Raw genomic sequence first — 15726 nt, 5'->3', positions numbered from 1 at the left:
TCCTTGCCCCCGCTTGCGAACGCCGCCTGGGAGTCCTCCGGCTCCGCTGGACGCCCTGCAGCAAGACGCACCGTTATTCAGCCGCCACGAGCGCCTTCATACATGACCATCCAGGCGACGCCGAAGCGATCCTTCACCAGGGCAAAACGCTCGGCCCAGAAGGTTTCCGACAGGGGCAACATGATCTCTCCACCTTCAGCAAGCCCGGAACAAAGCCGTTCGGCTTCTTCGCGCGTGTCCACTGACAGCGCCAGAGAAAAGCCCTGAGGCGCCTCCCCAGAGGCGTCCGACCCCATCAGCACATGACCCGCCACCTCGATCTGCATATGCATGATGTGCTCTGGTGACGGTGTGCCCGCTTCCCCGCATCCAGCATCAGGTGTATCGGCGGGCATGTCCCTGTAGCGATGAAGCTCGCTCACTCGGCCGTTCATCAGCTCGGCATAGAACGCCAGGGCCTCTTCACACTGGCCGTCGAAAAACAGGTAAGGGTAGATTTGCATGAGCTTTTCCTGATGACTCAACGACGTTCTTTCGATGCTCGGGTCGGCGGTCCGAAGGACTGGCGCCGGACGTCATCAAGATAGCCCAGAAATCACTTCGACGAGGCGTAGTAGTCGTCCAGCAGCCGCATTCCCTGCTCGATGTCGGCGGTCACCGCGCGACAGAAGGCGTCCCTGTCCCCCCGGCGCAGCGCCTGGGTAATCTCACGATGGTGATCGTCGGCGATGGCGGAGCCGCCCCAACGCGTGCAGATAAAGCCCATGCTGGGACCGTATTGCTGCCATAGCTGCTCGACCAGCGGCAGCAATACCGTCGAGCCGCTCAGCCGGTAGATCAGAAAGTGAAAGGCGTGATTGCCACGCATATAGCTCTTGAGATCAGCAGCTTCGATGGCTCGATTGATGCCATCGTCCAGCGCCTCCAGGGCGTCGATGTGCTGGTGCTCGATCGCGGTAAAGGCTTGCCGGGCCAGCTCGGTTTCCAGCCGCCTGCGGGCGAACAGCACCTCGGTGAAGCGCTCCCGGCTCAAGTGCGGCACGATGATCTTGCGGCTGTCGACAAACTGCAGAGCCCCCTCGCTCACCAGCCAGCGCAGCGCCTCCCGAGCAGGCATGGCGCTGGTGTCATAGCAGGCGGCGATGCCGCGGATCGAAAGCACCTCGCCCGGACTGAAGGCCCCTTCGCACAGACGACGCCTCAGGTCCTGGTGAATTCGGGTCGAGGCGGTATCCGGCAGGTAGGGCGGAGGCGATGGTTCCGTGCCGATCGGCGCGACCATGGCGTCATCGCTATTGTCAGTATGAACGTCGGTCATTGCGCTTCCTTGTCACTCCTCTGTCCATTCCTCTCTCCATTCCCCTCGCCATTCATCTCTGCCATTCCGCTCTCTATTCCCTTCTCCATTCCCCTCGCCATTCCTTTCTCCACTTCACTCCTCACGCCAACCCACTATAACTTTTCTATCACTCCCCTTTTGCTTCTTTTGCCGGCCGCCCGTCGACCGCTCATCTGTCGCCATCGGCGAAAAATCCGACAGGCCGCTGGCCTGCCACCATCACGGCGATATCTACCTGCGTCTGGCGTCAAGACTAGCCCATCGCGATGACGATAGCCCAGGCCGGGACGCCGCAGCCTGGGCCGCCCAGGGTCGAATTCGCATCTTGTGCGCATCTGCAAGCCCTGCTAGTGTGATCACAACATGTGATCACACCAATAACAAGCTGTCATCGTTTCGGGAGTCGTCATGAGCGAACCGCGCTGCGCGTCCTACTACGCCGCGACCATCCACGAAGAAACCGAATATCCCACGCTCGAGGGCGAGCATCGGGTCGACGTTGCGGTGATCGGAGGCGGCTTCACCGGCGTCAACACCGCGCTGGAACTCGCCGAACGTGGCTACCGGGTAGCGCTGGTCGAGGCCAACCGGATCGGCTGGGGGGCCAGCGGTCGCAATGGCGGTCAGGTCACCGGCAGCCTGTCGGGGCAGGATGCCATGCTCAAGCAGCTCTCCGGCCCGCTAGGGCGAGAGGCAGCCGAGAACTTCGTCTGGGATCTTCGCTGGCGAGGCCACCGCATTCTGCGTCAGCGTGTCGACAAGTACGCCATCGCCTGTGACCTGAAGTTCGGCCACCTGCACGCCGCCTACCGACCGAGCCACATGGCCGAGCTTAAGCGCGACGTCGAAGCGGCCCAGGGCCACGAGATCGCCCAGCACCTGAGTTTGCTGGACGCCGATCAGACGCGCGAACTGGTGGGCACCGAGCTCTACCATGGCGCGGTGCGCAACGACTTCAACATGCACCTGCACCCGCTGAACCTTTGTCTTGGCGAGGCCCGCGCCCTTGAGGACCTGGGCGGCTTGCTGTTCGAGGACACCCGGGTCACCGAGATCCGCCACGGCGCTACTCCTTGTGTCGTCACCGAGCGTGGCCAGATCCACGCCGACAGCGTGGTGCTGGCCGGCAACGCCTATCACCGGCTGGAGCGCAAGGCGCTCAAGGGCAAGCTGTTCCCCGCCTCTCTCGGCATCGTCACCACCGCCCCGCTGAGCCGGGAGCAGCAGGCCGCGATCAATCCCCAGGACCTGGCGGTCTACGACACCCGCTTCGTGCTCGACTACTACCGCCTGACTGCCGACGGTCGCCTGCTGTTCGGTGGCGGCGCCAACTATTCCGGCCAGGACTCAGCGGATATCGGCGCCGAACTGCGCCCCCGGCTCGAACACACCTTCCCGCAGCTCAAGGGCATCGCGCTCGACTACCAGTGGCAGGGCAAGGCCGGCATCGTGATCAACCGCATCCCTCAGCTCGGCAAGCTGTCACCCAACGTCTTCTACGCCCAGGGCTATTCGGGGCACGGCATCGCCACCTCGCATATCGTCGGCAACATCATGGCCAGGGCGGTCAGCGGACAGCTGGAGGAGTTCGACCTGTTCGCCGACATGCGCCACTGGCGCATCCCGGTCAGCGAGCGCCTCGGCAACGGCCTGTTGGCCGCGGGCATGTGGTACTACCAGTTGCGCGAAAAACTGCGCTGAGCGTCCGCCACCGACTCGCCGTCGGCAGCTCGATATCGACCGGACCTTTCACCATCAACGACGCCAACGACAACATCAACGACAACATCAACGACAACCAATAGCTGTCACGCCACGCTCCTGATCGACGCGACCCACGGCCATCGCCAGGTCGCTTCACCAACAACAATGATCGTCCAGGAGGACATCCATGGAAGCGTTTTTCCCCGCAGGCGGCTGGCTGGTGCTGCTGCCCACCGCCGTTGTACTGCTGCTGGCACTGTGGAGCCGTCGCGCGCTCGAGCCGCTGGTGGCCGGCGCCTTCGTCGGCACCCTGTTGATCGAGCCGACCAGCGCCCTGTCCACCCTCTCGGAGAGCCTGCTCAACGTCCTGACCGACGAGGACGTGGCCTGGGTGATCGCGGTATGTGGGCTGATGGGTTCGATTATTGCGCTGCTGCTGAAATCCGGCGCCTCGCGTTCCTTCGCCGAAAGCCTGTTGCGCTACATCACCAGCAAGCCTCGGGCGCTGCTCGGCTGCTGGTTCATGGGCATCGTGCTGTTCGTCGACGACTACCTCAACTCCCTGGCGGTCGGCACCTCGATGCGTCAGGTGACGGACCGCTTCAAGACGTCGCGAGAGATGCTGGCCTACGTCATCGACTCCACCGCCGCACCGATCAGCGTACTGATCCCGATCTCGACCTGGGCGGTGTTCTTCGGCGCGCTGATCGAAAAGAACGGCCTGGCCGCCGACGGCCAGGGAGTCTGGACCTATATCCAGGCCATCCCCTTCATGTTCTATCCGTGGATCGCGGTGGCCATGGTGCCGCTGGTCGCCTACGGCAAGATTCCGCTGTTCGGCCCGATGAAGCGCGCCGAGCAGCGCGCCCAGCTCGAGGGTCGCTGCGTGCCGCCCGGCGCCGAGCACATCGATGAAGAGATCGCCCACCTGGCGGCCAAGGACCAGACACGCAGCAGCGTCTGGATGTTCCTGCTGCCGATGATGTCGCTGGCCTTCTTCACCTGGTACTTCGATCTCGATTTCCTGATGGGTATCTTCGTGACCCTGGCCGGCATGATCGTGGCCTTCATCGGCCTGAAGAAGCTGACCCCCGGCGAGACCTTCGACAACATTCTGGAGGGCTTCAAGTCGATGCTGGATGCCCTGGCGGTGCTGGTGGCGGCCTTCATGTTCAATGACGTCAACACCACCCTGGGACTCAACGAGTACATCATCACCACGGTCGAACCGCTGATCAACGCCCAGATCCTGCCCTTCATCATCTTTGCGCTGATGGGCTTCGTCTCCTTCGCCACCGGTTCCAACTGGGGCGTGTTCGTGATCATCCTGCCCATCGTCACCACCCTGGGCCACAATCTGGGCGCCGACATGACGCTGGTGATCGGTGCCACCCTCTCGGCCAGTACCTTCGGCAGCCACGCCTGCTTCTATTCGGACGCCACGGTGCTGACGGCCCAGGCCAGCGGCTGCACGCCCTTCCAGCACGCCTTTACCCAACTGCCCTACGCGGCCCTGGCCGGCTTGCTGGCCGCCGCCCTCTATCTGGTACTGGGATTCATGTGATGACGAAAGCACCGTCCAACGACGCCATCTTCTGGTCACACCGAGACAACGGGCGAGTCCCACTCGCCCCCCTCTCCATTGATAAACAGGCCATCAACGAACAGGCCATCGATGAACAGGCCGGGGATAAACAGGCTATCGATGAACAGACCGGTGATGAGCAGGCAGACGTGGTCATTGTCGGCGGTGGCTTCACCGGCCTGTGGACCGCCTATCACCTCAAGCGCCTGGCCCCCGAGAAGGACATCCGGGTCCTCGAGGCCAGGCGCTTCGGCCACGGCGCCTCGGGCCGAAACGGGGGCTGGGTGGTGGGCAACCTGGCGGGCCTCGAGCGGCACCTGAAGGGCCTGCCCCTGGCCCGGCGCCAGGCGCTGTGCGAGCTGTTGTCCGCCAATGTCGACGAGATCGGCGCGACCCTCTCGCAGGAAGCCATCGACGCCGACTTCCACAAGGGCGGGGCGCTCTACGCGGCGGCCCGCTACCCGGCCCAGGAGGCGCTCCAGCGGGACTACCTCGCACACCTGCTGGAACTCGGCCATCGCCAGCATGACTGCCGCTGGCTGTCCGCCGACGAACTCAGCGACCGGGCCCGCTTCCGCCGCCCCTTCGGTGGCATCTTTCATCGTCAGGTCGCCACGCTGCACCCCGGCAAGCTGATCGTTGGGCTGGTCGCGCGACTCGCGGCCATGCAGGTCAGGCTTTACGAACAAAGCCCGGCGACGAGCATCGACGACGGCAAGGTGACCACGCCCCAGGGCAGCATCCGCGCACCGATGATCGTGATGGCCACCGAAGGCTACAACACCCTGTCCCAGCTGCGTCCCCACCTGGTCCCGGTTTCCAGCCTGGTGATCGCCACCGAGCCCTTGAGTCAGAGCCAGTGGGACGCTATCGGCCTGGCACAGCGACCGACCTTCGCCGACGCCAGCCGGTTGATCAACTACGGCCATCGCAGCCGCGATGGTCGCCTGATCTTCGGCGCCAGGGGTCGCTACCGCTTCAACGCCCGTCCGCGTCACCAGGCCTCCATCACCCAGGGCGACATCCAGATGCGCAAGGCGCTGCTCCAGGATCTGTTTCCCGACCTCGGCGAGGTCGATATCAGCCACGGCTGGGGCGGCACCCTGGGCCTCTCGCGCAGTTTTCGCCCCCACGCCCTCATCGATCGGCGAGCCGGCATCGCCACCGCCGGCGGCTATGCCGGCGAAGGCGTCGCCGCCAGCCACCTGATGGCGCGCACCCTGGCCGAGATGCTCTGTGGACAGGACACACCGCTGACACGGGCCCCCTGGGCCTTCGATGGCTGTGCACTGGACCAGGTGGTTCGTCGCTGGGAGCCCGAACCCCTGCGCTGGCTGGGCGCCCAGACCATCACCCTGAGCTACGCCACCGAGGAGGCCCTGGCGTCGCGTGAGCGCCACCTGCCGCTGATCGGCCCGGCGCTGAGCCGACTCAACGACCGTTTTGCCGCCGTGATCGAGTAGACAGCGACAGCCGCGATGCAGGCCGCACACTCGTCACCTTGCCCCGGAACTGCCAAAGGAGACACCGCCATGTTGATCGTTCATAGCGACGCCACCCGCGACCGTCGCACTCTCACCGAGCTGTTTGCCGGCCAACTGGTCGCGCCCTTCGAGTGTCCCGAGCGGGTGGACTACATCATCGAACGCGCCAGGACCGAGTCCATCGGCGAGATCCGCGGCCCCGACGAGCATGGACTGGAGCCGGTGCTGGCCATCCATGACGCGGACTACATCGACTTTCTGCGGGTTGCCTGGCGCGACTGGCAGGCGGCCGGTTACGAAGGCGAAGCGATTCCCAATATCTGGCCGACACGACGGATGCCCGGCGGCCCCATACCCCGCCATATCGAGGGCCGCCTTGGCTACTACGCCCTGGCCGGAGAAACCTCGCTGAACGCAGACACCTTCGAGGCGGCCCTGCTCAGCAAGGACATCGCCCTGACCGCCGTGGACCAGGTGCTCGACAGCGGCGCGCCAGCCTTCGCCCTGTGCCGACCGCCCGGCCATCACGCCGCGCGGGACCAGTACGGCGGTTACTGCTTCATCAACAATGTGGCGGTATCCGCCCAGCGGGCACTGGACCGGGGCCACCAGCGGGTCGCCATCCTCGACATCGACTTCCACCACGGCAACGGCACCCAGGACATCTTCTACGAGCGCAGCGACGTGCTCACTCTCTCGCTGCACGGCGACCCCATGGACGAGTTCCCCTACTTTCTCGGCTTCGCCAACGAGACCGGACGAGGTGAGGGCGAGGGCTACAACGTCAACTACCCCCTACCCAGCGGCACCGACTACGCCCGTTGGGCGCAGGCGCTGGATGACGCCATCGCGCGCGTCAGGGACTTCGCCCCGGACATGCTGATCATCGCCCTCGGGGTCGACACCTTCGAGAACGATCCGATCAGCTCCTTCACCCTGCAAAGCGACGACTATCTGGACATCGGCGCCCGCCTCAAGCGCATCGGTCTGCCCACACTATTCGTGATGGAAGGCGGCTACGCGGTGGAAGAAATCGGGGTCAATGCGATCAACGTGCTCAAGGGCTTCGACAACGCCTGAGCCCCGGCACACGGCACAGGGCACAAGGCACAAGGCACAAGGCACGACCGATTCGACGAAAACGCTCGACGCCCCGTACGACATCAGTAGGTCGCTTGTCCCGGACGGGCGTCAGCGCCACGCGAGCACCGCCGGTTTCCCATACTGGTTTGCCACGGGGACCGTGCACAGCTCGGCGAAACGTCTCCCCCGACGCAGCCGCCAGACCGCATCGACGACGGCAACCTGGAACGGGCGGTAGACCACGCCCTGAGCAGCGCTCAGAACAACAACAGCAACAACAGCAACAACAGGAACCGACCCATGACACAACAACGACGTTCCAGCCTCCCCGAGGCCCCCGACGGCCAGGACAGCGGCCTCAAGCGCATCCTGGGCCTGCCCGCCCTGGTGTTCTTCGGCCTCGCCTACATGGTGCCGCTGACCGTATTCACCACCTACGGCGTGGTCACCGAAACCACCGGCGGCCATGTGCCCATGGCCTACGTGATCACCCTGGCGGCGATGTTCTTCACCGCCTACAGCTACGGCAAGATGGTCGAGCACTACCCTACCGCCGGCTCCGCCTACACCTACACACGCCGCGCCTTCGGTGGCCGTGTGGGCTTCATGGTGGGCTGGGCACTGCTGCTCGACTACATCTTCCTGCCGATGATCAACTACCTGGTGATCGGGATCTACATGAAGGAGGTCTTCCCCGCCATCGACCAAGGCGTCTGGGTGGTCGCTGCCATCATTGCCGTGACCGCGCTGAACATCCTGGGCATCAAGCTGGTGGCCAAGATGAACCTGATCATCATCGGCTTTCAGTTCGTCTTTCTGGCCACCTTCATCGCCATCTCGCTGAAGGTCATCGCCGGTGGCGAAGCCCCCTCGCTGCTGGCGCCTTTCCACAGCGAAGGGCTCCAGTGGACCACCATCGTCGGTGGTGCCGCCATCCTGTGCCTGTCGTTTCTTGGCTTTGACGCCGTCTCAACCCTGTGCGAGGAAACTCGCGAGCCCAAGCGTGACATCCCCCGCGCCATCATGCTGTGCACCCTGATCGGCGGCGGCCTGTTCATTCTGGCCTCCTGGGTCGGGCATCTGGTGTTTCCCGACTATCACAACTTCGGCAGCGCCGACTCGGCCGCGGTGGACGTGATGCGCCGCGCCGGCGGGGGCTTTTTGGTCGCCTTCTTCACCGCTGCATATGTAGCAGGCTGCTTCGCCTCGGCCATGGCCGCCCAGGCCAGCGTCTCCCGGATCCTGTTCGCCATGGGCCGCGACCAGGTCCTGCCCAAGGTCTTCGGCAAGCTCAGCCAGCGCTACGGTACCCCGCTGGGGTCGACCCTGATCGTCGGCGCCATCTCGCTGATGGCGCTGGTCATCAGCCTGGAGCTGGCCGCCACCATGATCAGCTTCGGTGCTCTGGTCGCCTTCTCCTTCGTCAACCTTTCTGTGATCAAGCACTACCTGGTGGATGAGCACCTGATGCAACCCAAGAACCTGCTGCGCTACGGCGTCATGCCAAGCGTCGGCTTCCTGTTGACCATCTGGCTGTGGTCGAGTCTGTCGCTCAACACCTTCCAGGTGGGCCTCACCTGGGTCGCCGTCGGCTTTGCCTACCTGCTCTATCTGACCCGCCTGTTCAAGGTCGAAGTACCGGACCTGGAGCTCAAGGAAAACTGAGCGCTGACCGCGGCGCCTCCGATCATAGCGTCGCGGTTTAGAGCATCTGCCTACAGCCCCTGCCCACAGCCCCTACCTACAGACCCTGCCCACAGCGCCGACATCCCGGGATGTCGGCGCTCTTCTTTGGCGCACCACAAACCTTGCAAGATCGCGCATCGAGGCATCGTATCGACCTTTTTTCCGGCCGTGTTGTGGCAAGGCACAGCCATGAAGAGCACCGCTGCAGGACTGCCCTAAGGTAAGAGACAGCTATCGAGAGTCCCTTCCCATGGAGAGCCCCGCCCATGACGCTACGCCTGCCCACCCTGATGCTGTTGACACTTGCCCCGCTGTCCACCTGCCTGGCGGCAGAAACGATCTACGTGGTCACCAACAAGACCGAAGGCAACTCGGTCGCCGCCTTCCATGCCGACGATGACGGCACGCTGTCCCTAGCCTCCGAGTATCCCACCGGGGGCCTTGGTACCGGTGATCTGGAGATACCGGCTCTGGAGAAGAACCCTGACCACCCGCTGGCCAACGGCGACGACCCCCTGATCTCCGCCAACGCCATCGCGGCCTCCGCGGACGGCGGCTGGATGGTCGCGGTCAACCCAGGCGACGGTACCCTCAGCCTGATGAACCGCGCCCCCGACGGCAGCCTTCAGGCCGTCAACAGCGTGACGGCCTCGGACCGTTTCCCGATTTCTGTCGCCATCCACGGCCACCTGGTCGCCACCGCCAGCGTGGGTGACAGCAATCAGGCCGGCTCCATCGCGCTGTATCGCCACACTCCCGAAGGACTGATCGCGATCCAGGGCAGCCGGCGCGACCTGGGCGCCCGCCCCTCGACCATCGCCTTCTCGCGTTCCGGAGCCTTCGTCATCGTCAACGAGCTGGTGACCGGCAAGATTCACAGCTTTGCGGTCAGTGACGATGGTCTGTCCGCCGATCCGATCGCCAGCGTGGACAGCCCGCGTGCGCCGGCCGAACGCTTCCACGCCATACCGGTGGGCTTCGCCATCGGCCAGGGGGACCAGGGCGAGACCCTGTTGATGTCGGAGGCACGCTTCCTGACGCCGGAGTTCGGCCTGCGTGAAGAGGCCGACAAGGTACCCCAGAGCCCGCTCTACAGCTGGCAGACCAGCTCGGTCTCGAGCTATGTGCTGGATGATCAGGGCGGACTCACCCTGAAGACCGCCGACGCCCTGACCGGCGCTGCCATGGAAGGAGGCGAGATCGCCAACTGCTGGGTCGCGCTGAACGCCGACGGCGACACCCTCTACACCGCCAACGCTCTGTCGAGTTCCATCAGCCGCTACAGCGTCAAACCGGACGGCAGCATCGCCCTCGAGGATGCTACCGCCTACAAGGACGACGGCGAATTGCTGTTCTTCTCGGACATGGCGCTGAGCCCCGACGGCGACACCCTCTATCAGCTGGTCGGCAACACCGGCCAGGTGATGGCCTTCGATGTCGCCGAGGATGGTGGTCTATCGCTGCGCACCAGTGCAGGCGGACTGCCGGAGCTCGGCAGCTACGGCCTGGTGGTGCTGGAAGACGGCTAGCCTTGTGGCACTGGAAGACGGCAGATACGGCGACGCCTGGAGCCCTGCCCGAATAGTCGACGAGCACGGGCACTTTTCAGGCTAGCCCTAGCGAAAGTGCGGATTCAGCCTGCCGATTTCGTAGAGATCGTGAAGGTAGACGTCCAGCTTGTAGACTAGGTGGGTGGCGACGATCAGCAGCGCGATCAACGAAAGCAGGATGGCGGGATCGTTGGCCCAGGCGAACGCCGGTGAGCCCAGTTCATAGCCGATGGTATAGACGCTGAGCCCACCCAGCCCCAGCACCGACAGGCACAGCGCGATGATCACGATGATCAGGGTGCCACGCAGGTCCCGGCTCGGCGGGCGGGTCGTCCAGCTGGCCAGATGGCGGACCATGATGCGCCCATTGGTGACGATCTGGCGACGCCGGCGTAGCAGCATGGCGGCATTGACCGGCTCGTCGTCCCGAGAAAAGGCCGCCAGCGCTACCCTGGGGTCGACGCGGCCATCGAAGCGCTCGTTCACCGCCCGGGCAAAGGCCTCGCGATCACCGGTATTCCTGGCCTGCTCGGCCAGCCGCGACAGCTCCTCAAGCGCCTCGGCGTCCATTCCGGGACGCTTCTCGAAGTCGGCAAAGTGCTGCTCGTAGTAGATGTAGTAGACCTGATAGATCGACAACAGCACGGCCGCGTAGATCATCACGTAGAGGACGATATCTGACATGCGTTTCTCCCTGTCCCTGGCGGTAGGCCGTCGGGACACACGATCCCGAAGCGGCACAAAGATCCCCATTATCTGAATCTTTTATTATGGCCGGTAGCGGGTGTTTTGCCGCACCCCGGTCATCCGCCCCGTTACCTAAGCAAGAGCCCCCGTCGGGTATCCGACGAGGGCTCTTGCTGCAACGGCGTTGTTTCAGGGCAGGAGCCGGATGTTCGGCTCCCCTCCCTGCTCGCCTACTGTGACGCCTGATCCGGCAGCTTGTAGGCCATCACGTAGTCACCGATGGTGGTGCCGATCGAGCCATGCCCCCCGGCCACCAGCACGACCATCTGCTCGCCTTTGCTATTGAGGTAGGTCATCGGCGTGGCCTGGCCGCCGGCTGGCAGCCGCGACTCCCACAGCTGCTCGCCGGTGGTCAGGTCGTAGGCACGGAAGTAGTCGTCCACGGACGCCGCCAGGAAGGCCACTCCTCCGTCGGTGATGATCGGACCGCCGATACCCGGCACCCCCATCTCGAAGGGCAGCGGCAGCGCTGTCATGTCTTCGATGGTGCCGTTCTTGTGCTGCCAGGCGACCTCACCGGTACGCAGGTCGGTGCCGGCCACGTAGCCCCAGGGCGGCTGCTGGCAGGGAATGCCCAGCGGCGACAGGAACGGCTTCATCTCCACCGCGTAGTCGGCACCGGCGTTCTCGTTGAGCCCCTGCTCACCCTGGTTGGTCTCGCCGAGTTCGGCGCCATCCTTGGGCACCAGGGTGCTGGTGAAGGCCAGATACAGCGGCATGCCGAACATCACCTGGCGCTTGGGGTCCACCGCCAGGCTACCCCAGTTGAAGACGCCGAAGTTGCCGGGGAAGACGATGGTGCCCTGCTCGGACGGCGGGGTGTACTGACCCTCGTAGCGCAGCGAGCGGAACTGGATACGGCAGACCATCTGGTCGATCAGGCTGCCTCCCCACATGTCGGCCTCGCGCAGCTTCGGCGGACGGAAGCTCAGGGCAGACCTGGGCTGGGTCGGTGCCGCGTAGTCGCCTTCGATGGTGCCCTGCGGTGCCGGCTCCTCGGTGATCGGGAAGATCGGCTCGCCGGTGGCGCGGTTGAGGACGTAGACGTCCCCCTGCTTGGTCGGCACCACCAGCGCGGGCTGCATGCCCTCGTCGGTCTCCAGGTCGACCAGGCTCGGCTGCGCCGGGGTGTCCATGTCCCACAGGTCGTGGTGGACGAACTGCTGGACCCACTCCACCTGGCCGCTGTCCAGACGCAGCGCCACCACCGAGGTGGCGAACTTCTCTTCGGCCTCACTGCGGAAGTGGCCGAGCTGGTCCGGGGTCCGGTTGCCCATCGGGAAGTAGATCAGCCCCAGCTCTTCGTCGGCGCTGGCCACCGCCCAGCTATTGGGGGAGCTGGTGGCGTAGGTCTCGTCCTCACCGATCGGCGCGGTCTCGTTCGGGTTGCCGGAATCCCAGTTCCAGCGCAGCTCGCCGGTCCTGGCGTCGTAGGCGCGGATCACGCCGGAGGGTGAATCGACGGCGTAGTTGTCATTGACCGCCCCGGCCACCACCACCAGGCCATTGGCCACCACGGGGGGCGAGGTCGAGTAGTAGAAGCCGGACTGGGTGAACGGCATGTTGTGCATCAGGTCCAGCTCGCCGTTGTCGGCGAAGTTGGCGCAGCGGGCACCGGTGGCCGGATCGACGGCCAGCAGGCGCGCATCGGAGGTCGGCATGAACAGCTGGGCGTCGCACTGGATCGGCTCCAGCGCCTCGGCCGGCTGGCTCGCCGCCGCGACGTCGAGGCTATCGCCATCGCCGGATGCCGGCGGCAGGTAGGAGACGCCACGACAGGTCTGGTGCTGGCGTGAGCTTTCCGCCGGCACCTTGGCGTCATACTGCCAAAGCTTCTCGCCGCTATCGGCGTCAAGCGTCACCAGCCAGTTGTGCGGCGTACACAGAAACAGCGCATTGCCGACTTTGAGTGGCGTGGCCTCGTAGGTGGTCTCCCCGACGTCGTCGGGGCCCTTCCTGTCACCGGTCTGATACTGCCAGGCCAGTTCCAGTTCGCCGACGTTATCCGGGGTGATCTGGTCCAGCGGCGAGTAGCGCTGACCCAGGTTGCTGCGGCCGTAGGCATGCCAGCTCGCCTCCGGCGAATCGCCAAGCTCGGGTGACTGGACGATCTCGTCCTCGTTGAGTCGCCCCTCGATGCGATGGGCGTCCGCCGCCAGACTACCCAGCAGGCCTACACCCAGCACCGCCCAGACCGGCAGCAGCACGACCGTGCCCAGACGCTTGCCGGCACGCGGCGGCCACAGCAGCGGAATGGCAAGCAGCATCAACAGGCCCATGCGGGTGGCCAGCGGCCACCAGTCATAGCCGGATTCCCAGAGGGCCCAGGCGGCCGTGGCGACAAGCAGACCGGCGTAAAGCAGCTGCGCCGGCACGCGACGGGAGCGCGCCATGGCGCCCACCGCGATCAGCACCAGACCGGCCAGGGCGTAGTACCAGCTTCCACCCAGGGTGGCCAGCCAGGCGCCGCCCCCCAATAGCGAAAGCCCCACCAACAACAAGATGAGGGAGTAGATGATCATGATCCAAGGTCCTTGCGCTGAATCGTTTAAGTGGCCGGCATGTTAATTGATTAGCATGAGAATTAACATGCCGGTGCACAGCTTCAGTGTAGGCCCTCTTCTTGCTATACAGGCAAGTTGCCTGCGTCTTTTCAAAGGCCGGGCAAGGCGATCCGGAGTCACCCTGGAAGGCGACAGCGCCTCAGCAAAGGCTCTCGCAGCGCTGCGGACGATCCCCCATCCTGGCCAGTCCTGCGTGCAATGCCTCGAGCTCGGCCCGACGCCCCCGGGCGCCGGCTTCGAGACAGTCGAGCGCCCAGTCGGGCAGCTCGGCGCTCAGTCGGTAGTGGACCCACTGGCCATCGCGACGATCCTGGAGCAACCCACAGCGGCGCAACTCCGCCAGGTGGCGTGACACCTTGGGTTGCGACACCTCGAGCACCGCGGTCATTTCGCAGACGCAGAGCTCTCCTTCCTGCAGCAGCAACAGCATGATCGACAGGCGCGTCTCTTCCGACAAGCACTTGTAGAGGCGTAACGGGTCCAGCGACATCATCGGCGTTTCCTGTTCATCTTTGCCTGTTCATCTTTTTTCCCTGGGCAGCGGCTTTCTTCGTTCAGCGCCACGGGGTTCCTCCGCGGGCCGACTATCCTAGGCTCTGTCCGAAAAGTCGGCGAGCGAAGGTTAGACAAGGCAAAAATCGGTGAGACAGCGCAGTTTACAGGGTGTAAATGAGCATGTTGATCCGATTTTTAACGCCGTATTACCGAGCGTAGGCACTTTTCAGACAAGCCCTAAGCGGGCCTTGCCTCGTCGTCAGCGGCTGCGGACTCAGGCTCACCATCGCCGGGCAAGGCCAGTGCCATCAAGGCGCTGGCCAGCACCAGCGCCGCCGACACCCACAGGCAGGCCGAAAGCCCCTGGCTTTGATACAGCCATCCCGACAGCAAGGTGCCGAGCAGGCGCCCCATGGCGTTGGCCATGTAATAGAAGCCCACGTCCATGGAGGCACCCTCGGCGCGGGCGTAGTGCACGATCAGGTAGCTGTGCCAGCTCGAATTGATGGCGAACAGCACCCCGAACAGCAACAGACCCACCACCAGCCAGCCCACCTGAGCCAGCGGCAGCACCGCCAGCAGGGCTGGCAGCCCCGCCAGGGCCAGCGCCCAGAATACCGTCGTGCGTCGCTGGCTTCCTGCCATCAGCGAGGTCAGCCGGGGCGCCTGGGTCTGGACACCGCCGTAGCCGATCACCCAGATCGCCAGCAGCCCGCCCACCGTCCAGTGGCTCCAGCCATGCTGGTCATAGAGAAACACCGGCAAGGCCACCACGAACCAGACATCGCGGGAGGCAAACAGACACAGGCGCGCGGCCGACAGGACATTGATCGCGCGGGACTTGGAAAATATCTCGGAGAACTTGGGCTTGCGCTTCGCGCGCCCCAGATCGGCCTTGAGGCGAACCAGCGAGAGGACCAGCACCGCCAGCAGCATCACCGCCATGACGATGACCGCACCACGAAAGCCGATCAGCGTCAGCAGCAGGCCGCCGAGGAAGAAACCGGCTCCCTTCAGCGCGTTCTTGGAGCCGGTCAGGATCGCCACCCAGCGATACAGGGTAGAGCTTGCCGAGGCACTCTCGGCGGGCACCAGTACCTTGACCGCGCTCTTGGCACTCATCTTGTTGAGGTCCTTGGCGATGCCCGACAATGCCTGGGCCGCCATGACCCAGGCCACGCTCAGCGCCGAGGACGGCACCATCAGCATGGCCAGCGCCACGATCTGCAGAGCGAGTCCCAGATTCATGGTGCGATTGAGCCCCAGCCGTGCTCCGAGCCAGCCCCCCACCAGGTTGGTGATCACTCCGAAGGCTTCGTAGAACAAGAACAGCATCGCCACTTCGAGGGGCGAATAGCCCAACTGGTGGAAGTGCAGCACCACCAGCATGCGCAGGGCGCCGTCGGTAACGGTAAAGGCCCAGTAGTTGCCGGTGATCAGCAGGTACTGGCGGATTTCGAAGGGCAGCGCCTTCACCCGCGCCATCAAC

At 64.5% G+C, this 15726-nt stretch carries 12 protein-coding genes; 6 read left to right on the top strand and 6 right to left on the bottom strand.

The annotated features are described in order from the left end of the window. Positions 1-77: 77 nt before the first annotated feature. Both C6W88_RS03940 and C6W88_RS03935 read right to left on the bottom strand, forming a co-directional pair. The gene (locus C6W88_RS03940; RefSeq protein ID WP_197037054.1) at positions 78-524 is read right to left on the bottom strand and encodes a VOC family protein; all 447 of its coding nucleotides are present in this window, start codon (positions 522-524) and stop codon (positions 78-80) included. Between the two features lie 71 nt (positions 525-595). Beyond that, positions 596-1318: a GntR family transcriptional regulator gene (locus tag C6W88_RS03935; RefSeq protein ID WP_108131526.1), complete on the bottom strand. Its 723-nt coding sequence runs from the start codon at positions 1316-1318 to the stop codon at positions 596-598. A 429-nt stretch (positions 1319-1747) separates the two neighbouring features. On the opposite strand from C6W88_RS03935, the gene C6W88_RS03930 reads away from it, so the two are divergent. The 6 genes from C6W88_RS03930 to C6W88_RS03905 all read left to right on the top strand — a co-directional run bounded on the left by C6W88_RS03930 (position 1748) and on the right by C6W88_RS03905 (position 10410). Continuing rightward, complete coding sequence (locus C6W88_RS03930) at positions 1748-3040, top strand: NAD(P)/FAD-dependent oxidoreductase (protein ID WP_108131525.1); 1293 nt, start codon at positions 1748-1750, stop codon at positions 3038-3040. Between the two features lie 190 nt (positions 3041-3230). Beyond that, complete coding sequence (locus tag C6W88_RS03925; protein ID WP_045991891.1) at positions 3231-4607, top strand: Na+/H+ antiporter NhaC family protein; 1377 nt, start codon at positions 3231-3233, stop codon at positions 4605-4607. Then, positions 4607-6091, top strand: coding sequence for an NAD(P)/FAD-dependent oxidoreductase (locus tag C6W88_RS03920; RefSeq protein ID WP_108131524.1), 1485 nt, complete (start codon positions 4607-4609; stop codon positions 6089-6091). Before C6W88_RS03925 ends, C6W88_RS03920 begins: the two co-directional genes overlap by 1 nt. A 69-nt stretch (positions 6092-6160) precedes the next feature. Beyond that, positions 6161-7192 carry a histone deacetylase family protein gene (locus tag C6W88_RS03915; protein ID WP_108131523.1) on the top strand — a complete coding sequence of 344 codons (1032 nt, stop codon included), beginning with the start codon at positions 6161-6163 and terminating at the stop codon, positions 7190-7192. A gap of 303 nt (positions 7193-7495) precedes the next feature. Beyond that, a complete protein-coding gene (locus C6W88_RS03910) occupies positions 7496-8860 on the top strand; it encodes an APC family permease (protein WP_108131522.1) in 1365 nt (454 codons plus the stop codon). A gap of 287 nt (positions 8861-9147) precedes the next feature. Continuing rightward, positions 9148-10410: a lactonase family protein gene (locus C6W88_RS03905; protein ID WP_045991888.1), complete on the top strand. Its 1263-nt coding sequence runs from the start codon at positions 9148-9150 to the stop codon at positions 10408-10410. Positions 10411-10497: 87 nt separating this feature from the next. On the opposite strand, the gene C6W88_RS03900 is transcribed toward C6W88_RS03905, so the two are convergent. The 4 genes from C6W88_RS03900 to arsJ all read right to left on the bottom strand — a co-directional run bounded on the left by C6W88_RS03900 (position 10498) and on the right by arsJ (position 15722). Continuing rightward, positions 10498-11115 (bottom strand): hypothetical protein, encoded by a 618-nt coding sequence (locus C6W88_RS03900; RefSeq protein WP_108131521.1) that lies wholly within the window; start codon positions 11113-11115, stop codon positions 10498-10500. Between the two features lie 233 nt (positions 11116-11348). Continuing rightward, positions 11349-13700 carry a glucose/quinate/shikimate family membrane-bound PQQ-dependent dehydrogenase gene (locus tag C6W88_RS03895; protein ID WP_108131520.1) on the bottom strand — a complete coding sequence of 784 codons (2352 nt, stop codon included), beginning with the start codon at positions 13698-13700 and terminating at the stop codon, positions 11349-11351. A gap of 181 nt (positions 13701-13881) precedes the next feature. Continuing rightward, positions 13882-14235, bottom strand: coding sequence for a metalloregulator ArsR/SmtB family transcription factor (locus C6W88_RS03890; protein WP_108131519.1), 354 nt, complete (start codon positions 14233-14235; stop codon positions 13882-13884). Between the two features lie 239 nt (positions 14236-14474). After that, positions 14475-15722 carry an organoarsenical effux MFS transporter ArsJ gene (gene arsJ, locus C6W88_RS03885; RefSeq protein WP_108131518.1) on the bottom strand — a complete coding sequence of 416 codons (1248 nt, stop codon included), beginning with the start codon at positions 15720-15722 and terminating at the stop codon, positions 14475-14477. Positions 15723-15726 lie beyond the last annotated feature (4 nt).

The organism is Halomonas litopenaei, assembly GCF_003045775.1.
Taxonomy (GTDB): Bacteria; Pseudomonadota; Gammaproteobacteria; order Pseudomonadales; family Halomonadaceae; genus Halomonas; species Halomonas litopenaei.
The sequence above is the reverse complement of the archived record's forward strand: the minus strand, read 5'-3'. Positions and strand labels throughout refer to the sequence as shown.